At 48.0% G+C, this 19,661-nt stretch carries 21 protein-coding genes and 1 riboswitch; of the genes, 15 read left to right on the top strand and 6 right to left on the bottom strand.

Annotated features, from left to right (window positions below; translation table 11 throughout):
- The first annotated feature begins 231 nt into the window (after positions 1-231).
- The 7 genes from HP570_RS27760 to motB all read left to right on the top strand — a co-directional run bounded on the left by HP570_RS27760 (position 232) and on the right by motB (position 5,122).
- Positions 232-1,005 (top strand): ankyrin repeat domain-containing protein, encoded by a 774-nt coding sequence (locus HP570_RS27760; RefSeq protein WP_173627791.1) that lies wholly within the window; start codon positions 232-234, stop codon positions 1,003-1,005.
- A gap of 103 nt (positions 1,006-1,108) precedes the next feature.
- Positions 1,109-1,711, top strand: a complete 603-nt coding sequence (locus tag HP570_RS27755) for a flavin reductase family protein (RefSeq protein WP_173627790.1) — start codon at positions 1,109-1,111, stop codon at positions 1,709-1,711.
- 111 nt (positions 1,712-1,822) lie between these two features.
- Entirely contained in the window at positions 1,823-2,065 is a 243-nt protein-coding gene (locus HP570_RS27750) for a helix-turn-helix domain-containing protein (RefSeq protein WP_012684604.1), read from the top strand.
- 4 nt (positions 2,066-2,069) lie between these two features.
- Positions 2,070-2,585: a peptide deformylase gene (def, locus tag HP570_RS27745; RefSeq protein ID WP_173627789.1), complete on the top strand. Its 516-nt coding sequence runs from the start codon at positions 2,070-2,072 to the stop codon at positions 2,583-2,585.
- 96 nt (positions 2,586-2,681) lie between these two features.
- Positions 2,682-3,413 (top strand): ZIP family metal transporter, encoded by a 732-nt coding sequence (locus HP570_RS27740; protein ID WP_173627788.1) that lies wholly within the window; start codon positions 2,682-2,684, stop codon positions 3,411-3,413.
- 91 nt (positions 3,414-3,504) lie between these two features.
- Positions 3,505-4,320: a flagellar motor stator protein MotA gene (gene motA, locus HP570_RS27735; RefSeq protein WP_173627787.1), complete on the top strand. Its 816-nt coding sequence runs from the start codon at positions 3,505-3,507 to the stop codon at positions 4,318-4,320.
- Positions 4,313-5,122, top strand: a complete 810-nt coding sequence (motB, locus tag HP570_RS27730) for a flagellar motor protein MotB (protein WP_064202361.1) — start codon at positions 4,313-4,315, stop codon at positions 5,120-5,122. Before motA ends, motB begins: the two co-directional genes overlap by 8 nt.
- A 578-nt stretch (positions 5,123-5,700) precedes the next feature.
- Here the strand turns inward: motB and HP570_RS27725 are convergent.
- The gene (locus HP570_RS27725) at positions 5,701-6,084 is read right to left on the bottom strand and encodes a winged helix-turn-helix transcriptional regulator (protein ID WP_173627786.1); all 384 of its coding nucleotides are present in this window, start codon (positions 6,082-6,084) and stop codon (positions 5,701-5,703) included.
- Positions 6,085-6,290: 206 nt separating this feature from the next.
- Between HP570_RS27725 and HP570_RS27720 the strand changes: the two genes are divergently transcribed.
- A complete protein-coding gene (locus tag HP570_RS27720; protein ID WP_173627785.1) occupies positions 6,291-7,109 on the top strand; it encodes an alpha/beta hydrolase family protein in 819 nt (272 codons plus the stop codon).
- A 26-nt stretch (positions 7,110-7,135) separates the two neighbouring features.
- Here the strand turns inward: HP570_RS27720 and HP570_RS27715 are convergent, their stop codons facing one another.
- On the bottom strand, positions 7,136-7,606 hold the full coding sequence (locus tag HP570_RS27715; RefSeq protein WP_064202359.1) for a low molecular weight protein-tyrosine-phosphatase: 471 nt from the start codon (positions 7,604-7,606) through the stop codon (positions 7,136-7,138).
- A 68-nt stretch (positions 7,607-7,674) separates the two neighbouring features.
- Between HP570_RS27715 and atoS the strand changes: the two genes are divergently transcribed.
- From atoS to HP570_RS27685, 6 genes are all read left to right on the top strand, one after another.
- The gene (atoS, locus tag HP570_RS27710; protein ID WP_173627784.1) at positions 7,675-9,498 is read left to right on the top strand and encodes a two-component system sensor histidine kinase AtoS; all 1,824 of its coding nucleotides are present in this window, start codon (positions 7,675-7,677) and stop codon (positions 9,496-9,498) included.
- Entirely contained in the window at positions 9,498-10,901 is a 1,404-nt protein-coding gene (locus tag HP570_RS27705; RefSeq protein ID WP_173627783.1) for a sigma-54-dependent transcriptional regulator, read from the top strand. Before atoS ends, HP570_RS27705 begins: the two co-directional genes overlap by 1 nt.
- A 165-nt stretch (positions 10,902-11,066) precedes the next feature.
- On the top strand, positions 11,067-12,389 hold the full coding sequence (locus HP570_RS27700) for a short-chain fatty acid transporter (RefSeq protein ID WP_173627782.1): 1,323 nt from the start codon (positions 11,067-11,069) through the stop codon (positions 12,387-12,389).
- 80 nt (positions 12,390-12,469) lie between these two features.
- Positions 12,470-12,573, top strand: a riboswitch (guanidine-I (ykkC/yxkD leader).
- A 140-nt stretch (positions 12,574-12,713) separates the two neighbouring features.
- The gene (locus HP570_RS27695; protein WP_173627781.1) at positions 12,714-13,067 is read left to right on the top strand and encodes a DMT family transporter; all 354 of its coding nucleotides are present in this window, start codon (positions 12,714-12,716) and stop codon (positions 13,065-13,067) included.
- Positions 13,064-13,378, top strand: a complete 315-nt coding sequence (locus HP570_RS27690; RefSeq protein ID WP_016738882.1) for a DMT family transporter — start codon at positions 13,064-13,066, stop codon at positions 13,376-13,378. The genes HP570_RS27695 and HP570_RS27690 overlap by 4 nt, the downstream gene beginning before the upstream one ends.
- A gap of 146 nt (positions 13,379-13,524) precedes the next feature.
- On the top strand, positions 13,525-14,502 hold the full coding sequence (locus HP570_RS27685; protein ID WP_173627780.1) for a cation diffusion facilitator family transporter: 978 nt from the start codon (positions 13,525-13,527) through the stop codon (positions 14,500-14,502).
- A gap of 66 nt (positions 14,503-14,568) precedes the next feature.
- On the opposite strand, the gene HP570_RS27680 is transcribed toward HP570_RS27685, so the two are convergent.
- The 4 genes from HP570_RS27680 to HP570_RS27665 form a co-directional block, all read right to left on the bottom strand.
- Positions 14,569-15,906 carry a hemolysin family protein gene (locus tag HP570_RS27680; protein ID WP_173627779.1) on the bottom strand — a complete coding sequence of 446 codons (1,338 nt, stop codon included), beginning with the start codon at positions 15,904-15,906 and terminating at the stop codon, positions 14,569-14,571.
- 216 nt (positions 15,907-16,122) lie between these two features.
- Positions 16,123-17,235, bottom strand: a complete 1,113-nt coding sequence (locus tag HP570_RS27675) for a site-2 protease family protein (RefSeq protein ID WP_173627778.1) — start codon at positions 17,233-17,235, stop codon at positions 16,123-16,125.
- 67 nt (positions 17,236-17,302) lie between these two features.
- Entirely contained in the window at positions 17,303-17,605 is a 303-nt protein-coding gene (locus tag HP570_RS27670) for an iron-sulfur cluster biosynthesis family protein (RefSeq protein ID WP_173627777.1), read from the bottom strand.
- A gap of 143 nt (positions 17,606-17,748) precedes the next feature.
- Entirely contained in the window at positions 17,749-18,105 is a 357-nt protein-coding gene (locus HP570_RS27665) for a DUF3905 domain-containing protein (protein WP_142498342.1), read from the bottom strand.
- Between the two features lie 664 nt (positions 18,106-18,769).
- On the opposite strand from HP570_RS27665, the gene HP570_RS27660 reads away from it, so the two are divergent.
- Positions 18,770-19,270, top strand: a complete 501-nt coding sequence (locus HP570_RS27660; protein ID WP_173627818.1) for a hypothetical protein — start codon at positions 18,770-18,772, stop codon at positions 19,268-19,270.
- Positions 19,271-19,661: the final 391 nt, after the last annotated feature.

Raw genomic sequence — 19,661 nt, 5'->3', positions numbered from 1 at the left:
ATACCGTGTAAACGAACGCAAAAACGCCAACGTGATTGGCGTTTTTTTCTTTCCATTGTCATTTTTTTAGAAAAAGTTAATCTTTAGGAAATAGTTCATTAAGAACAGGTTTAGTAGGAGTTTATCTCTACGGACTACGATGGATTCAGAGGTTTAACAAGCAATCTAAGCTCAGTACGCAACCGGGCTTAGGTCTATATCTCAATGACTTACCATGGAGGAAGGTGCCAAATGTACAAACTCATCCTCACTGCAATTCCATTCGGAATGCTGCTGACTGGCTGCATGGATGAATCGTCCACAACAGCTCCGGTTGTAACGACCGCACAGCAGCAACAACAACCAGCGACATCACAGCCACAACCTCAACCAGAGAAAAAACGAACTCTATCTCAAGAAGAAGTGAAAGAACTGAACAAAAAACTGCTCTTTGCAGCAGCCGAGGGCAAAACCGATGAAGTCAAGGCTAGCTTGGCAGCAGGGGCTGAGATAAATGCACAGGATGATCGTGGAAGAACAGCGGCGATGGCGGCAACACACGGCAACCATGTGGAAACAGTGAAGGTCCTCATTGAAGCAGGAGCTGACATCAATATTCAGGACGACCAGCAAGATAACCCGTTCTTGTATGCAGGAGCAGAAGGATACCTAGAAATATTGAAGCTGGTTATCGATGCAGATCCAGATACGAAGATTTACAACCGCTTCGGAGGAACACCGTTGATTCCGGCGGCAGAACATGGGTATGTGGAAGTAGCAAAGGAACTTCTTGCCCGGACGGATGTAGACGTCAACCATGTGAACAATCCGGGCTGGACAGCAATGATGGAAGCAATCGTATTGAACGATGGCGGAAAAAAACAACAAGAGATGGTCCAATTGCTAATCGACCACGGTGCTGATGTAAACATCCCGGATAGCGAAGGAAAAACACCTCTATATCGTGCAAAAGAACGGGGTTATCACGAGATTGTACAAATCCTGCAAAAAGCAGGAGCACGCTAATATACGGAGGTAAGCTTACATTCACACTTCGAGCGCAATGGAAATATTCCTCGACTAGAATAAGTCGTAGCAAGATTGATTCTAGTCAAGGGAGGCTATGTTCATGACAAGCCATACGACCATTCAACCGAAGATTTTATATTACGGAACTCCCGTTGTCCTGTTGACGACTGAAAATGAAGATGGTTCAACGAATATCAGTCCCATTTCATCGTCATGGGCGTTAGGAAATTTTGTCATTCTGGGGCTCGGGTTCGGCTCGCATGGATTGGAAAATTTGCGTCAGCGTCCGGAGTGTGTTATCAATTTGCCGGATGCTTCGATGTGGCAGCAAGTGGAAGCGTTGGCTCCGCTAACAGGCCGCAATCCCGTACCTGACTATAAAAGGGAGCTGGGCTTCCGCTATGAAGCGAATAAGTTTCAGGCAGCCAATTTGACTCCTGTTGACTCTGACATCGTTCGTCCAAAGCGAGTGGGAGAATGTCCGCTTCAACTCGAAGCAGTCGTTCGCACCATCCGTTTTCCGGAATATGCCGACATGTTTGCGATCGTGGAGACAGAAGTGCGTCACGTCCATGCAGACAAACAGATTGTACAGAGTTCTCATCACGTGAACCCCCAAGCGTGGAATCCGCTGATCTACAACTTCCGCCATTATTTTGGTCTCGGTGATCAGTTGGGAAAAACATATCGATCAGAAACGTAGAACGTCAAAAACGCCAAGTTTTTGGCGTTTTTGGATTTTGAAATGCAACATATGATATATTAGGTGTTGCCTAATAAAGTTAGTTAGTACCGAAAAAAGAGGGGTGAGTAGATGCTTGTCTGGATGTTGCGAAAAGTAATGGCAGAAAGAGGAGTTTGGACGGGAGCTGCTCTAGCAAGGCTGTTGAAAGAGAAAGCAAATTACAGTCTGTCTCCAGCCTCCATCAGCGCTTTACTAACTAGTCAGCCCAAACAAATGAAAACCGAGACACTTGATGCACTCTGTACAGCTCTAGAGTGTACACCAAATGACTTGTGGGCATATACACCGCCTAATAGAGTGAAGGGAGCATAAAAATATGGCAGTGAAACAGATTTTGCCTTTTGGAGACCCGATTCTGCGCAAAGTAGCCAAGCCAGTGGAAGAGCTGAATGAGAAAACGTTCAAGCTACTGGATGAGATGGCAGAAACCTTATATGCCTCGGACGGCCGTGCTGGCCTTGCTGCACCTCAAATCGGCATTCTTCGCAGGGTGGTTGTCATGGATTGCGGAGATGGATTAATTGAGCTCATTAACCCAGAAATCATCGAAAGAAGTGGCGAACAAATCGGAATGGAGGCTTGCTTATCTTTTCCGGGTTACTATGGCAATGTAAAGAGATCCCAGCATGTAAAAGTAAAGACATGGAACAGACAAGGCGAGGAAATGATCCTTGCGGGAGACGGATTCCTTGCTGTTTGCATGCAGCATGAAATCGATCATTTAGACGGAATTTTATTTGTGGATCATGTTCAGGAAAAATGGCTGTACCATGAAAAAACAAGGCAAAAAGTCGATGTTCTGGAAGTGATCCGCTTAACAAATAAGGCCTAACAAAAAGGCGTGCCGTTCCCATTCGGGAAATAGGATAGTAGAAGGCCGTTTGTTCCGGATATCTGAAGAGCGGCATTATTACGTGGAGGAACATACATGGAACAACTACTGATAGGTAGCTTTCTATCTGCCATGGCTACAGGTGTGGGCGCCTTGCCTATCCTTTTTTTTAAGTCGGTATCACATCGATGGCGGGATATATTGCTGGCGTTTACGGCTGGAATTATGGTGGCTGCCTCGACATTCAGTCTGATCCCACAGGCACTTCAGAGCGCGCCATTTATTATCGTTTGTTTGGGAGTGCTTACCGGAACATTGATGCTTACAGTGTTGGAAAGCATTGTCCCACATATCGATCTGGAGCATACGAGAATCAACATTTCGATGGATTCGCAATCGCTGCTAATCTTGGCCGCGATTACCTTGCACAATATACCAGAGGGCTTGTCCGTGGGCGTGAGCTATTCGAGTGAACAGTCTGGCTTGGGTGGCCTGATATCTTTTGCAATCGGTCTGCAAAATGCCCCAGAAGGCTTCCTGGTTGCTCTCTTCCTGATCAATCAAAAGGTCAGTCGCTTCAAGGCCTTTATGTTAGCAACGCTGACCGGAGCAGTCGAAATCGTCTCCGGGATCTGTGGCTATTACCTGACCGCTGTGGTTCACGGGTTGGTGCCATATGGGCTTTCCTTTGCCGCCGGCGCGATGTTGTTTATCGTTTACAAGGAACTCATTCCCGAAAGTCATGGTGATGGTCATGCTCGTTCCGCTACTTTTTCGTTTATCCTAGGACTTTTGGTCATGATTGGACTAGTTCAGTCGTTCGGATAAGCTGTTTTTTTCGAAAAGCCTCACAAGTGAGCGCAAAAATTCCGAAACCATATATAGATAGATTTCGATTATGGAAGTAGGGAGTGTCACGATGGAAAAGTCTACCTTGATAGGTATAGTTTTAGGTATTGTCGCAGTGGTGGTCGGGATGATCTTGAAGCATGCAAGTCCTATGTCATTACTGAATCCAGCAGCAATTATGATCATCATCGTAGGTACTATTGCTGCCCTTTTCAACGCATTTCCCATGTCGGAAATCAAGCGTATTCCTGCTCTTTTCAAGATAATTTTTAAAGAACAAAAGCTCCCTGAAAAAAGAGAAATGATCGGTCAGTTTATGAACTGGGCTTCCATCGCTCGTCGCGAAGGATTGCTTGCACTGGAAAACACTTCTGATGAGATTGAAGATCCATTTCTGCGTAACGGTATGAAAATGATCATTGATGGTGGAGAACCAGATTTTGTTCGCGATGTTCTGAATGAAGAAATTCACGCCATTGAAGAGCGTCATCAGGCAGGAGCCCTTGTCTTTAGCCAAGCGGGAAGCTACGCTCCTACACTCGGGGTATTGGGTGCGGTTGTCGGTCTGATTGCCGCCTTGGGTAACCTGAGTGACATCGATGCATTGGGTATCTCGATTGCGGCTGCGTTCGTAGCAACCTTGCTCGGTATTTTCACGGGTTACGTATTATGGCACCCGTTCGCGACCAAGCTCAAACGAAAATCAAAGGCAGAAATTGAAATCAAAAAAATCATGGTCGAAGGATTGCTCTCCATTCAAGCGGGTGTATCCCCGACGGCGATTGAGCAAAAGCTGCTGGTTTACATTCCATACCAAGAGCGTGCGGAAATGAAAGAAGAAATGAAGGAAGAGAAGAGGGAGGAAGGAGCTGCGGTAAATGGCTAAGCGACCAAAGAGACATGCTCATCATGAAGAGCATATGGACGAGTCTTGGCTAATTCCATACGCGGACTTGCTTACCCTTCTGCTTGCTTTGTTTATCGTGTTGTTCGCCTCTAGCGAGATGGATGCGAAGAAGTTCGACCAAATGGTTCGGTCCTTCAGCGTTGCAATCAACGGCGGTACGGGAGTCATGAACTACCCAAGCCCGGTACCGCTAGACCCGCAGCTTCAGCAGCAAACCTTGCACAAAGGCGCACAGGAAGCAGAAAAACAGAAGACGGAAGAAGAAAAGCGTCTGGAAGAAGCGGTCCGCAAAGAGACAGAGGACTTGAAAAAGCTACAGACAAAGCTGGACGGATACATTCAGCAAAACAAGCTACAGGACAAGCTCCAGACGAAGCTGACCGATGAAGGTCTGCTGATCACCATTTTGGACAATGCGTTGTTTGACTCCGGTAAAGCTGATCTGAAACCGGAAGCGAGAAAGCTTGCGAGTGAAATGGCAGGGATGCTGGTACCTCACCCGAAAAAAGTGACTGTAACTGGTCATACGGACAATGTGCCGATTCGCCGGGCAGAGTTCCCATCCAACTGGGATCTCAGTGCCAAACGTTCCGTTAACTTCTTGAAGGTGCTTCTGGAAAACAAGAATCTAGACCCGACGAAGTTCAGCGCGACAGGCTTGGGAGAATACCATCCGGTAGCGCCAAATACGACGGATGAAGGCAGAGCGAAAAACAGACGGGTAGAGGTAGCGATCCTGCGTGATCTGGCTTCTCCTCCGAAAAATACTGTGAATCCGTAATAACAAAAAGGATAGCTTCCTCGGGAGGCTATCCTTTTTTGTTTTTGTTTATAGTAGCTGTAGTGGAGGGGAAGAAGCCCATTTCCAGTCTACGCTTCGGCCTACGCCCCGCAAGGGGTTAGACTGTCCGCTCCGAAATAAATGTCGGGAGCGCTTCAAAAGTAGAGTTTCAAAGATGTACTCTCAGAGGTTGAAGCTGAAAACCCCCGCCATATATTTCTCCACTTGGTAGGGCTCCAGAGGCGCTAGGACTGGAAATGTGCTTCTTCCCAAGCAGCTAGTGTTTACTTCTTGAAAGCAGCATTCAAGAGGTCTATTTCTTTTTTTATTAAAAGAAGGTGGAATCCCGAACAGTTCGCAGAGGAAACAGGAGAAAACAGCGAAGATCTTTGGACACACCTACCGAGGCGCAGTGAAAAAAAGAGAAACTGCCTTTAGCGTCCACCTCTGAAACACATCCCGAACAGTCGACTTTGGACGCGGTTTCTCTTTTTTTCACGGAGCCGGGCACCCCCAGCTCCCGCGCAGGTGTTCCAAGAATCTGAGCGTTTTCTCCTGTTTCCTCCCCACCACAGCAGCTAGTCAGAGGACGCCTCCCCCAATTCCAGCTTCAACTGCCCCATCCGCATTTCGCCCCACTCATACATCATTTCCACAATGGGCAGCAGGGTCATCCCCAACTCCGTCATGGAATACTCCACCCGCGGGGGAATCTCCGGGTATACTTCCCGGTGAACAATTCCGTCTTCGATTAGCTCTTTTAACTGATTCGTCAGCATTTTATGAGTGATTTTTGGGAACAGCCGTTGCAGCTCACTGAAGCGATGCGGGCCTTCTACCCCTAAATGCCACAGAATCACGACTTTCCATTTTCCGCTGAACATAGACAAGGTCAGCTCCTTGGAACAGGTGAAATCACCGTTTTTGATTTTTTCCAAGGTTTCTTTCCGCAAATCGGACATAGTTTTCTCCTCACAATTCTATCTTCGGTGCAACAGCTCTAGCAAAGCAAGCACTCTTATTATATCGCGACACGTTCCCCTCCATCATAAACCGTACAGGATGATTTTTCATTGAGTTTTCCGGTTCATCTTGACAGCGTTCATGGAAATGAAGATAATAAAAATAATAACTAAGTAAACAACTCGGAATACTAAAAATAAAAGAGGTGAGTTCTTTGGAACGGATTTTACAAATACCCAGCGACACGATTTCGTTGACGGCTACCCTGCATGAACCTACATGCACAACAGGCAAGATCAGAGTGAAATACCCGTTGGTTGTCATTTGCCATGGCTTTATCGGCAGTCGGATTGGAGTGAACCGCTTGTTTGTAAAAGCTGCCAGAGAATTAGCTTCACACGGTTTTGGCGTACTGCGCTTCGATTACGGAGGCTGCGGGGAAAGCGATGGCGATTATGGAGCTGGTGGTTTGGACGTCTTGCTTGCACAAACACGAGATGTTCTCGACCATGTTTTCACACTGGAACAGGTAGATCAGGAGCGTGTGTGCCTGCTAGGGCATAGTTTGGGTGGTGCGGTCAGTGTGCTGACAGCGAGCCAGGATAAACGAATACACTCCCTCATTCTATGGGCACCGGTAGCACGTCCCTTCGATGATATCGTTCGGATCGTGGGGGAAAAGGAATACAAGGAAGCACTTTCATACGGCAAAACGGATCATTTGGGCTACGGATTGGAGAAGCGCTTTTTTCAGTCGCTCGGTACTGCTCTCCCGCTACGACAAGCCAAGCAGTTTGAGGGAGATGTGTTAATCCTGCATGGCAATCGGGATGACGTCATTGCGGTGGATGCTATGTTTCATTATGAGCGAGAGCTGCATCTGCGGAGACGGGGGGGTTGCGAAACAGAAGTAGTTGTAGGGGGAGATCATACTTTTTCCTCGGCGGACAGCTACAAGCGCTTGATAGCGAGTACGAAGAGCTGGTTGAATCGACTGGTTGAGAAGGAGACGGTTGCCGTATAAGAAAAAGGGATGGCCCTGGTGACGGGCTATCCCTTTTTTGCGATATTGGCTTTGATTTCGTTCAAAAGCCCGCGGCAACCCGCATTCACCAGGTCATACACATACGTGAATCGCCCCGTATAATAAGGGTCTTCCACATTTTGTTCCTGGGCAGAATCGGCAAAGTCGAGCAGGCGGTACACCTTTTTACCGGAAGGCGCCATTTGCTTGAGTGCGGACAAATTTTCCTCATCCATGCAGACGATGTAGTCATACTCCGAGAAGTCCTGTGTGACAATTTGGCGAGCACGCAGTGTGTCATGGGCAATCCCATTCTCGGTCAACACTTTTTGTGTACCTTTGTGCGGAGGTTCACCTGCGTGCCAGCCACCGATCCCCGCTGAATCGATGGAGATTTCCCCTGCCAATCCCTCAGACTCTACGAGATGGCGAAATACGGCTTCGGCCATGGGTGAGCGGCAAATATTGCCCAGACAAACGAACAAAACGGTTGTCATATATACGTTCCTCTCTTCCTGTGTGTGATGCTTCTGTATGTTAGAATACCATAAGGAGGCAATCTTCTATGAAAACATATCTTTACCGCATACGTTTTGTCATGGCTGTCATTGTTGTCACCGTTTTACCGATTATCATTACCGGAATCGTATTGGTAAAATCGGCAGAGCAGGCTTTACTGGCGGAAAAGAAACAAAAGCTAATCGCCATCACGCAGCAGCTGGATTTTGCGCTGTCGAAAGATTTTGACACCATCGTCGTGGAAGCTGGATTAGAAAAGGCGGAAAAAGAGCACAAGCTTCAAGCATTAAACGAGAAAATGCAACCGCTTACAGATCGGATCGCTCTAGCCCATCCGGGAATTGGCGTCGGGTATTATTCCGCAGCTCTCGATTCCATCGTGACGTATGGACCCAGCAATGAAATGAGCTTGTACATAGGACAATCAATTAGCGAAACCCATCCGGGTCGCAGTGTCATGCAGACAAGGCAGACTGATGTAGTAATCGGCGAACAAGTACGCGGCAACATCATGAACGCCATGGTTCCGCTCATTCGAAATGATCAAGTGATCGGCTATGCTTGGGCGAATGAGCTCATGTCTACGATCGATATACAACTCGCGGGAATGAGACAAAGCATTTATGCGATTTTGGGCATTGGCTGTATGATCGCAGCAGCGGCCAGCGGTTTGCTCGTCCATCGCTTTGAAGTGATTTTGTCAGAGATCAAGTCAGGGCTGAAGCGGCTTAGCCAAGACCTTTCCTTTCGCTTGAGGAAAATGGACGGAGAGCCTGGAGAAATTACAGGTGCGATTAACAATCTGGCGAGTGATTTGCAGGCTAGCCGAAGCCGCACGGAGACAATCATGAATAGCATGGACAGTGGAGTCCTCGCGTTGGATCAGAGCGGGCACCTGATTGCATGGAATGAGACAGCGATACATATGATTGGCTTCACGTCCAGTCGAGCAAAGGGGATGCATTACACGGAAGTTTTTACAGAGAGTGAGGCCCTCCTTCATATCCTGTTGGATACGCTGCAAAACGGTCAAGCGATTCGGGATGCGATGTGGCGCCATCAGCATCCGGACAGGGGAGTGCTCTGGTTAAAGGTCAGCTCTTCCATTTGGAAAAATACGACAGAGGAAGTGCTGGGGGCGATCGTCGTGCTGGAGGATCGCACACAATGGCGGAGGATGGAGTCAAGGCTGGCTCAAGCTGAGCGGCTGGCGGTCATAGGTGAGTGGGCGACTAGCATTGCCCATGAGGTACGCAATCCGTTGACGGCTATCAAAGCTTTCGCCCAGATCATCGAGGAGGAATGGCCAAAAGACCATGGCTCTCGGGAATACACAGGGATTATTGTGGAGGAAGTCGAACGTCTGAGCCGTTTTACTGACGAGCTCTTGTTATTTTCTCGTCCCAATGAAGAGTCGAACGTACCTGTGCGTGTGCAAGAGGTAATCCAGCACACGCTCAAGCTGATGGAACATGCCGAGGGCTTCAACGGAGTGAATGTACAGCTTGTTTATAACGAGGATATTCCTGCCGTGATGTCTTCACCAGAGTTGTTAAAGCAGGTGTTTTTAAATATATTGCACAACGCACTGCAAGCAAAGCCTATGGAAGGTCGTATCCAGATTGATATCAAAAACATAAATAATGATGTGCATGTCCAGGTAACGAATGAAGGTCCGCCTATTGCGGAGGAAAATCTGCTGGCTATATTCGAACCGTTTTTCACGACGAAGCAAACAGGTACGGGACTAGGACTGGCGATCTCCCAACGGATTGTGCAAGCATATGGCGGACATATTTTTGCTCAAAATACCCCCGAAGGCGTTTGTTTTACTGTCGTACTACCGATTCGGGCAAAAGGAGGATTGTGATGACGAGCAAAGTGCTGATCGTAGACGACGAGGCCAATGTGAGAAGGGCATTGTCAACTACGCTGCGCAAAATGGGATACGAGCTCCTGGAGGCTGGCAGTGGGGTAGAGGCTTTGGAACAGGTCGAACGCTTTTGCCCGCAAGTCATGCTTTTGGATCTGCGTATGCCTCAATTAGACGGCATGGATACGTTGCGCCGCCTGAACGAGAGAAAGGGAAGGCTCCCGAGAGTCGTGATGATGACTGCCTATGGTTCCGCCAGTGACGTTATGGAGGCAATGAAGCTGGGAGCATTTGATTATGTGCAAAAGCCATTTGACTTGGGGCAGGTCAAACAAGTCGTTGCTCATGCACTCACACAGGGAGAGCTGCTTGAGCAAGGCGAAGTCGGGAAAGTCCTACAGGAAGAGCAAGCGAATCCAAACAGAACCAGCTTGATTGGACTGAGTCCGGCTATGCAAAACGTGTACAAGCTGGTGGGAAAAGTAGCGATATCTAAAGCCACTGTGTTGATTGAAGGGGAGAGCGGAACAGGCAAAGAGCTTATTGCAAGAGCGATCCATTCCAATAGCCCGCGGGCGGACAAGCCACTCATTCCTGTCAATTGCGGCGCGATTCCTGAAAATTTGCTGGAGAGCGAGTTGTTTGGCTATGAACGGGGTGCATTTACAGGAGCCGTTCATCGCAAGCAAGGACTGTTGGAGCTTGCGAATGGAGGTACTTTGTTCCTTGACGAAGTAGGAGAACTGAGCCTTTCTTTGCAGGTAAAACTGCTACGGTTTTTGCAGGATCGTGTATTTATTCGGGTAGGGGGCATCGAGGCTATATCGGTTGACGTTCGCGTGATTGCTGCCACCAATCGTGATTTGCAGGAAAGAATTCGCCAGGAGCTTTTCCGCGAGGATCTCTACTACCGGCTCAATGTCGTTCCGATTCGCATGCCGCCGCTTCGTGAGCGAAAAGAGGACATTCCTCTGCTAATCCGTCACTTTCTCGCTAAATATGGAAAAGAGGCAGGGAAGCATGATCTCTGCTTGTCCGCTGCTGCCACGGAAGCGCTAATCGCCTATCACTGGCCAGGTAATGTGCGTCAGCTGGAGAATACGATCGAACGGGCTGTTGTTTTGACCGGAGGAGCAGTTATCGGTCACGAGCATGTCTTATCCCCCATTCAGGATAACAAGATGAGCGAACAGATCCCAAGCCATGGCAAAATCAGCTATGAAGGAAGAACCATGCGGGAAATCATTGCCCAGGTCGAGCAGGAAGCAATTGCCCATGCCTTACGCAAAGAACGCGGCAACAAGCTACAGACAGCGAAAAGGCTAGGCATATCACGGCGGGCACTTCTCTACAAGCTGCAAATGTACGGATTGGATTCAGCAATAGGGGAAAGAGACTAATCGCCTGAAGTGCGCAAACAAGTGTCATACTGTGCAAAAAGTAGTCAGCATACAGAGCAATTGTTTTGAAAGCGCATTCATTTTCCTTGAAAAACAGATTGGTATCCCTCTTGCTATATCGGAAGGCATACGTACATGAATGCTTTTTGAAAAGGGGATGAAAATGTGTTTCAAGCCTTAACGAATGCTTCGGTCCGCATGGTGCAACGCTATTTGCCAGATGCCTTTTTATTTGCAATCATTTTGACCTTCCTCGTGTTTGTTGCCGGGATCGTCGTCAATGGCAAAACACCGATGGAAATGGTCAACTACTGGGGAGGCGGCTTCTGGAGCCTGCTCAGCTTTACGATGCAAATGGTCTTGATCCTGATTACAGGTCATACGCTAGCCAGTACGAATATTTGTAAGCGTGGCTTGAATGCCTTGGGATCACTGGCAAAGACGCCAGGACAAGCGATTGTACTCGTCACCGTCGTTTCCTGTGTGGCCAACTGGATCAATTGGGGATTTGGGCTTGTCATCAGTGCGCTATTGGCACGTGTTCTTGCCAATCAAGTGGAAAAGGTAGACTACCGATTGCTCGTCGCCAGCGCATATGGCGGATTTGTCGTCTGGCATGGAGGGCTTGCTGGCTCTGTTCCTTTGACGATCGCCACGGAAAAGCATAGCCTGGAAAACCTCATCGGTGTCATTCCGACCTCGGAAACGATGTTTTCACCAATGAATCTGACCATCGTAGCCGCAATCATGATTGTCCTCCCGATTGTGAACAGATTCATGATGCCTGCCGAAAAAGATACAATTGTATTCAAGGGCGAAGGGATCGCGCAACAAGAAATGGCTGCTGCGGATTCAACAATCGACAATACTCCTGCTTCCAAAATGGAAAACAGCCGTTTGATCTCGATTCTTGTTTCAGCACTCGGAATTATTTATTTGATTTACTATTTTGCTGATAAAGGCTTTAAGCTGAATTTGGATGTCGTCATCATGGGCTTCTTGTTTCTAGGCATACTCCTTCATGGGACACCGCGCAAGTTTTTGGATGCCATGAATGAAGCAGTGAAAACCACGACAGGCATCGTCGTGCAGTTTCCGTTTTATGCAGGGATCATTGGGATGATGACGGCTTCAGGACTGGCAGCGAGTGTCTCTCAATGGTTTATCAGCATCTCAACGCCTACTACCTTTCCGCTGTTCACGTTTTGGAGTGCAGGCCTATTGAACATATTCATTCCTTCTGGTGGAGGGCAATGGGCAGTACAGGGACCAATCATGCTGCCTGTTGCCACTGAGCTGGGCGTTTCCCATGCAAAAGTCGCGATGGCCATTGCTTGGGGGGATGCGTGGACGAACCTGATTCAGCCATTCTGGGCATTACCTGTGCTAGCTCTTGCTGGATTGGGTGCGAGGGATATCATGGGCTACTGCTTGATGATGCTGATCGTGACAGGCGCCATTATCAGCTTGGGCTTCTTGCTTTTTTAGCGAAGCGCGCACGTTCATTGCCAATCACGGCGTTTTTTGATATGATGGTGAGAGTTACCCCAAGAAAAGAACTGCATATGTACGGAGTTTTCTAGGGTTCCGCGGTCAGTCATTTGGCCGGTCAGGACCGAGAGAAAACCCACGACCACGGTCGTGTACACGGAGGGATAAAAGCCCGGGAGGAATATCTGTGATGGTATTCACCCGAGGCTTTTTTTGCATTCGGAAAGACTGAGCCATCTTGGATGAGTATGTATTTTGGGGAACGATAAAAACGGATACGTCCGTTGCGAAAAGCGAAAAAGAAAGAGGAGGGAGCCAGAAATGGGGAAATATTGGTTGATGGTTGTCGTAGCAGCAGTATTTGAAGTCATGTGGGTAGCGGGCTTAAAGCACGCCGACGGCTTTTGGTCATGGGCGTTGACCATCCTAGCGATTATTATCAGCTTTGGTGTTTTGGTCTATTCAGGGAAAAACCTGCCGACGAGTACGGTTTATGCGATCTTCGTCGGTTTGGGTACGGCTGGTACCGTTATTAGCGAAATGGTCCTGTTTGGGGAACCGTTCAGTTGGGCGAAAGTAGGCTTGATCGCACTTCTTCTGGGCGGAATCCTTGGGTTGAAGCTGGTCACACCGGATCATGAAGAGAAGCCGAAGAGGGAGGGTGAAGTGGCATGACATGGTTATCCTTAATTTTTGCAGGGTTGTTTGAGGTCGTTGGAGTGATGGGGATTACACAAGTTAACCAAAAGCCTTCGTTCCGCTCGTTTGCGGTTCTGATCGGTGGCTTTTCTCTCAGCTTCTTCCTCTTGTCCTTCGCCATGAAAGAAATCCCTATGGGGACAGCCTATGCGGTTTGGACAGGGATTGGTACGGTAGGAAGCGCTCTGGTCGGGATGTTGTTCTATGGAGAAGCAAAAGACAAGCTGCGAATCTTGTGCATCGCCATGGTGATTATAGCTGTAGCAGGATTGAAATTAGTAGCATAAGGTAGCGGTATCAAGGGTAGGCAGATGTTCCACTTCGGATGTCTGCCTTTTCTTTGTGTATATGTTCCATTTCTCATAAGGAACACTCCTTACGAATAGGGAATAGTAAAGAAAATCGTCTCGTTCAAGGAGGGAATGGCAACACCATGGGCTCTTTCTGGGCAACGCTAAAAAAAGGAAATACGTCCTCGGCGACAGCGGCCTTGGGGAACACAGGGCTTGCTATCGCAAAAGGCTTTGCGGCTGTCTATAGTGGGAGCGGAGCCATGTTTGCGTCGGCAATGCATTCGGTAGCCGATGCGGTCAACCAGTTCTTCGTTTTCTTTGGCAGCGTGCTCGCAGAGAAAAAACCGACACCGAGGTTCCCTACAGGCTTTGGTCGTGTCATTAACCTTTTCTGTATGGTCGCGGTGATCGTCGTAACCATCATGGCCTACGAAACTATTATCAAAGGCTTCCATCTCATTTCCGAGCCAGCAAAATCCAGCCACTTTTGGCTGAATTTCATCATTCTGTCTCTGGCGGTCATTGTGGATGGGTACGTACTCTTAAAAGCGATGTTCGAAATCGTTCATGAAGCGCGAGTGGAAGCGAAAGGCTTTGCTGTCATCCCAGCAGCCTTTCGGAATGTAGGACGTGCCGCTCCGCCGACACGACTTGTCTTTTACGAAGACATCGTAGCGACGCTCGGTGCGTTATTGGCGCTGATTGCCGTTATCGTCACTACATTTACTTCCTTTGCCTTGCTGGACGGGATTGCCACCATTCTGATCGGGATTCTCATGGTGGGTGTGGCATTCAAGGTAGGGTACGACAACATGGTCGGTTTAATTGGTATTGCAGCTCCCAAAGAAATCGAGGATCGGGTAGCCAAGGTCATTTTTGCTGATCCAGATGTGACGGACATCAATAAATTGCGAATTGTACAGGAAGGGCGTTTTTACCATGTGGAGAGCTATGTAGAGCTGCGGACGGGACTGAGCCTTGCCGTGGCGGACGATATTAAATACCGCATTCGCGACAGCTTGCTCACTGACCCGGATATTAGCGATGTGACGATGGGGATTTTGGAGGACAATGGCGAGGACGACTGGAAGCCACTTATGGGGCAGAGAACCACATAGACAAAAAAAGCCCCCACCAGCGATCTAAGCAGGTGCGGGGCTTTGGTTTGTGCTGAGGTGTGATGATTAGGAGACGGTCAACAGTTCTTGTTGCTCCGAATCATCTTTTTCCATATGCGTAATCAGAACGCGTGTGACACGGTGATGATCCATCTGCTTGACGGTGAACAGGTGGTTTTCCCATTCTACTGTTGCACCAACAGCGATGTCTTCTTCCAGCTGGCTGTACAGCCAACCACCAATCGTGTCTACATCTTCGGATTCGAGCTCAAACGGAAGATGGTCATTCAGGTCAGCCAACACGAGCATACCGGATACGGAGAGGCCATTATCCAGCTTCTCAATCTCTGGTCTTTCCTCGTCAAACTCGTCTTGGATATCCCCAACGATTTCTTCCAAAATATCCTCCATCGTCACGAGACCGGCTGTTCCGCCGTACTCATCGATGACAATAGCAAGCTGCGAGCGGTTTTTTTGCATCAGACGCAACACCGTGCTGATTTCCATGGTTTCCGGTACAGTCAGGACAGGGCGGAGCAACGAATCCAGCTCTACGCTTCCCTCTTGCAAGGCAGAGAGGTAAAAGTCTGTCGCATGGACAAAACCAATGATATTGTCCTTGTCCTCAGCTGCAACTGGAAAACGGGTGTGGCGCTGCGAGCGAATAATCTCCAGGTTTTCTTCAAAGGTATTCGTCGTATATAAGCAAACCATATCTATGCGCGGGATCATCGTTTCCCGAGCAACGGTTTCGGAGAAGTCAAAAACTTGTTCCACAAGGTTCAATTCGGTTTGGTCGATATGGCCACTTTGGTGACTTTGGTTGACCAGAAGGCGAATTTCTTCTTCGGTATGCGCCGCTTCATGTTCTGAGATCGCTTCGAGTCCCAGACGTCTCATGAGGGCGTTGGCGGTTCCGTTCAAGAACCAGATTGCAGGGTAAAGCAATTTATAGAAAAACATCAATGGCGCGGCAACCCACAACGAGGTCATTTCTGCTTTTTGAATGGCCAATGATTTCGGAGCCAACTCACCCAAGACAATGTGGAGGAACGTAATAATCGCAAAGGCTACACCAAAAGAAATCGCGGAGATCGCATATTCAGGCAATCCAGAAGATCCAAGCAAAGGCTCCACAATCATATGGGCAATGGCCGGTTCCCCGACCCAACCCAGTCCTAGCGAGGCGAGAGTGATCCCGACCTGGCAGGCAGATAGGTAAGCGTCTAGCTTATGCGTTACTTTTTGGGCATAGACTGCACGTCTGTTACCTTCATTCACCATCTGTGTCAGGCGCGTTTGCCGCACCTTCACGAGTGAGAACTCTGCGGCTACGAAAAAGCCGTTGAGAAAAACAAGAAATATAACAAGCAGTAGGTTGAGCACTATCGGGACGGTGTCCAAGTAAAAAGTCATCCTCTCTGGAATTTTATGAAAGTACTATTTTCTATTTTACTCTGATTGGGTGGAACGTACAAAAGCGATATACCACCATAGAGGGCGTTTCTGCCCTTTTGGTCGGCAAGAGCGACCCTCAGATAACCGTATCGCACGTTTTTGCGCTCGGAGAAGGCCGCAGATAGGCATCCATTTTTGTCAAGCAACGCAGAGTGCAAGCGGTTACCTGTGCAGTATTTGTTGGGCGTAGACGAAAAACGCTGACAGTACAGCAGCGAGACCGAGATAGGCAACTAACACTTTCCACTTCGTAGAGGCAGGTGCATCGTAGTACGTAGTGAGCTGGTGCATTTGCTCATCCAGTTCGGCTAACCTCTCTTGCGCCGCACGCTCTCCATCACGAAGAGTATCAGATGGGATCGGTCGGTTCGGGTCCGAATCGTAATACAGAACAGGCTCTCGTTCCCACAGTCTGAACAGTTCCCATTTTCTGTTCACATACACTTTATCGAGTCGCTTGAAGTCACGCTGGAGGCGTTGTTTGTCCTGCACAAATGGAACGTAAAATTTCTTCAAGTCTTCCTGGTTGATCGCATTTACCTCGGCATTCATTTGCGTGCGAACATCCCATGTCGATTCCAGCGCGGGCCATTTGGCTATGCTTTGCTGGAAGTCTGCAATCCTTTCGCGCTCGTATTGCAGGAGCTTTTGTTGATAGCTGCCACGTAGGCGGTTGTACCACGTAATCAAGCCGATGATGAAAATGATCACAGTAATCGGTCCTGGATTGGCGAACAGCATAACCCCCAGCCCGACTAACCCGATAAACCAAATCTTCGTCGACAATACCGAAACGATGCGACCGCCATCCAGCGGGGAGATGGGCAGCAGGTTAAATAAATTGAGCATGGCGCCCAAATAGATAACCAACCCCCAGAAAGGGTCCTGCGTATACCAATACAACGGAAGGGCAGGCAAGAAAGCAATCATCCCCGCCAAGGGTCCGCCGTAGGCTAAGTACGCCTCCGTTTTTGCATCACGCGGCATGTCCTTCATGGCGATGAAGGCTCCCGCAAAAGGAATAAAGACAGCGGGTGAAGTCGCGATTCCTTTTCGTTTGGCGGCAATCACATGACCCATTTCGTGGACGAAGATCAGATAGACGAGAGCTACGGCGAATTTCCATCCGTAAAAAGCCGCATACGCCCACAAGGTAATTCCCATGGATATAATGGTGGTTCCGAATTTCGAAAACTTCAGTAAGCTAAGTATCCATTTTAAATTGGCAAGTAAGAAAGCACCGATCGCCAAAAGGACTGAACGGCTTTTTTTCATTGTTTTTCCTCCCAGAAGATATAGGCAGATATTCTTTCTTACGAATCAAGCAGATAGAAGTTTCTGTCTAGTTGCCATCTAGACGAGGATTAGTGAAGTGAAAGCCGTACTCGCCATAGAGCGGATCGTAGCTCAGTTGTCCCCCGTCGAAATACCAGAAATCAGTTGGACGAATGACAAATCGCAACCCCTCTACTTCAAACACAGCATCATCGGTGAGGGCCTCATCTTTTTCAATCGCATAAAACATGCCACCGGTCCCGGGGCCGCTTGTTCGTACATATAATCGAAGCGTATCTCCAGGTACAAACCCGGCATAACGTTGATAGGCAAGGGAAAACGCCGGCTCTATCGCAAGTGTGATACTCATGGACTAGCTCCTTTCTGCTACTTGTCTTCCATTGTAACACAAGTCAGAGTAGTGTCCCGAGACTCAAGGTGCAAGCGCAATCCAAAAACACCCGTCCGGTCAGAAGTGCCTCTGCCGAACGGGCTTGCATGAAAAAGCTGGTATTAGTCCCTGCCTTTGCTCACGTCGAGGGTAGGATGCATAAAACGCGCTCTATCTGGTTCTTCTTGATCCTCGAGGAGCTCACGGTTTTCTATCGAGTTCCAGCCAATGTCATTGGTCGGATGTACCCACTCATCCCCTGACATGATGGAGGGGTCGGTTTCTGTGCTCCAGTTGTGTAAGGGAGATTCCTTGGACTCGTACAAGCTGTCACCGATGACGACTCCGAACTCATTGACGAATGGCTTTTGAATCGTACGAGACGAGTTTTTGAAGTCAGGAGCACTGATTTGATGCGGCAGCGTCCCATCGAGGGAAATATCCTTCGTCTGATCGTTCTTTTGCTTCTCGTTATCCATCATCTGGACCTCCTTTTATCCCATAGCATGCATCAGTCACTGACCCCTTATTCGGTTTTGGAAGAGAGCTTGCGCCCAGCCCAAATGAGACCCAACTGCATATGCTAAAAAAGGGGAAGATCGGATGCTAACGAGTGTGATCATTCCCGTCAGAGATACAACCCATCAGCTTCTGTATACCTTGTTTAGCCTGAACTTGCAGTTTGCCAATTTAGAACAATAATGGTGATCGTGCTGGATACCGCTCTAGTTCTGATAACGTCTTGATTCGATTTGAGGGGGATGTGAGATGGGGCTGATCGGCAGTCCGATCTTTTGAGATTACATACGGTGAGGATGGGGTGCTCATGTTGGCGGTCGCCCAGCCAGCCTCCCAAGCAGGTAATCAGGATTGGTTCTCTACAACCGAACGTTAAACTTTTTGATATAGGTCCTTCAATTAAAGGAATCTCGGTCATTCATGCCACGACATCGAAAATCTCAGAATAGGTCAAATCTACTGGGCCAAGTAATTAACATTCAAGCATAAGTAGCGAAAGACGCTTACATAACAAAGATAGCGCGACCCTCTAATGAAATGTATTTGATAATATGTGGAATTTATTGAAAAATAATAATAATATAAACTAATTCACTTGGGGGAGGGAGCGACAATTTGTATAATGTGCGCTCTACGTTAGTAGGTCTTATTTACGGTTTGGTAACTATGTTTTTTTTGAGTTTTATCATTTCTTTTCTCGGAGATTTCGCAGCTGGCGGCATGTCGGCTGGGGGAGCATCGTTTGGGGGATGGTTATGGTTTTTTGCGACATCCCTATTTCCTGTCTCTGTTATTTCTGGTATTTCAGGTTACTTCCAGGCATTCAGGAACATTCGCCTATGGGTATATTGGGTTTTATGTGCTTTTCTAGGTTTTATAATCCCCCTTTTCATGGGGTCAGTTGGTGCTACGCTGATGCTTATTTTAGAGTATGGCTTTGAGCGTGTAATGACCCCGTCAACAGAGATTACAGCGAATGATATCATGCATGACTATTTTAAATTAGCACCCCTATATGCCCTGATAGTACTACCAGTTACGACACCCTTTTTGGCTCTTTGGCTTAAAGGAATGCAAGCTTTTCTAACCTATGTTGAAAATAAGTGGAAAAAGGAGACTTTGTGAGCTGTAAGGATCGAATCTCCTTCGAACCGGCTAGATCATTATGAGCTTCATTTAGTTGGAGCTCTTATTATAAATTAGAGCGTGATGGGGTTCCTTTTTGATGGAGTGACCAATCATCTGAACGGCACTAATGAGGGTAAATTTCGATTTCGATTAGCCCAACCCTACACTTAGAATAAAAACGCATAAAAGGGCCTTTGTAGCTCGTTTGGTAAAGTGTTCAAACATAACCGGTAGCAAAGGGATTTAGCCTAATCAAGACGTTGATCGGGCTATTCGTGTTAATTTTTAAAAAAACATTCCCTTCAATTGCATACTCAAGAATGATTCTCTCTTCCAGTCCCCCTAGACTCATCAAACTTTAGAGAGAGTAAAAATCGCCGAGCATAAT

The organism is Brevibacillus sp. RS1.1, assembly GCF_013284365.1.
GTDB lineage: Bacteria > Bacillota > Bacilli > Brevibacillales > Brevibacillaceae > Brevibacillus > Brevibacillus brevis_D.
The sequence above is the reverse complement of the archived record's forward strand: the minus strand, read 5'-3'. Positions and strand labels throughout refer to the sequence as shown.

Coding starts and splice junctions, on each gene's coding strand:
- HP570_RS27760 (WP_173627791.1), top strand. CDS start 232: ATGTACAAACTCATCCTCACTGCAATTCCATTCGGAATGCTGCTGACT.
- HP570_RS27755 (WP_173627790.1), top strand. CDS start 1,109: ATGACAAGCCATACGACCATTCAACCGAAGATTTTATATTACGGAACT.
- HP570_RS27750 (WP_012684604.1), top strand. CDS start 1,823: ATGCTTGTCTGGATGTTGCGAAAAGTAATGGCAGAAAGAGGAGTTTGG.
- def (WP_173627789.1), top strand. CDS start 2,070: ATGGCAGTGAAACAGATTTTGCCTTTTGGAGACCCGATTCTGCGCAAA.
- HP570_RS27740 (WP_173627788.1), top strand. CDS start 2,682: ATGGAACAACTACTGATAGGTAGCTTTCTATCTGCCATGGCTACAGGT.
- motA (WP_173627787.1), top strand. CDS start 3,505: ATGGAAAAGTCTACCTTGATAGGTATAGTTTTAGGTATTGTCGCAGTG.
- motB (WP_064202361.1), top strand. CDS start 4,313: ATGGCTAAGCGACCAAAGAGACATGCTCATCATGAAGAGCATATGGAC.
- HP570_RS27725 (WP_173627786.1), bottom strand. CDS start 6,084: ATGTCCGATTTGCGGAAAGAAACCTTGGAAAAAATCAAAAACGGTGAT.
- HP570_RS27715 (WP_064202359.1), bottom strand. CDS start 7,606: ATGACAACCGTTTTGTTCGTTTGTCTGGGCAATATTTGCCGCTCACCC.
- atoS (WP_173627784.1), top strand. CDS start 7,675: ATGAAAACATATCTTTACCGCATACGTTTTGTCATGGCTGTCATTGTT.
- HP570_RS27705 (WP_173627783.1), top strand. CDS start 9,498: ATGACGAGCAAAGTGCTGATCGTAGACGACGAGGCCAATGTGAGAAGG.
- HP570_RS27695 (WP_173627781.1), top strand. CDS start 12,714: ATGGGGAAATATTGGTTGATGGTTGTCGTAGCAGCAGTATTTGAAGTC.
- HP570_RS27690 (WP_016738882.1), top strand. CDS start 13,064: ATGACATGGTTATCCTTAATTTTTGCAGGGTTGTTTGAGGTCGTTGGA.
- HP570_RS27685 (WP_173627780.1), top strand. CDS start 13,525: ATGGGCTCTTTCTGGGCAACGCTAAAAAAAGGAAATACGTCCTCGGCG.
- HP570_RS27675 (WP_173627778.1), bottom strand. CDS start 17,235: ATGAAAAAAAGCCGTTCAGTCCTTTTGGCGATCGGTGCTTTCTTACTT.
- HP570_RS27670 (WP_173627777.1), bottom strand. CDS start 17,605: ATGAGTATCACACTTGCGATAGAGCCGGCGTTTTCCCTTGCCTATCAA.
- HP570_RS27665 (WP_142498342.1), bottom strand. CDS start 18,105: ATGGATAACGAGAAGCAAAAGAACGATCAGACGAAGGATATTTCCCTC.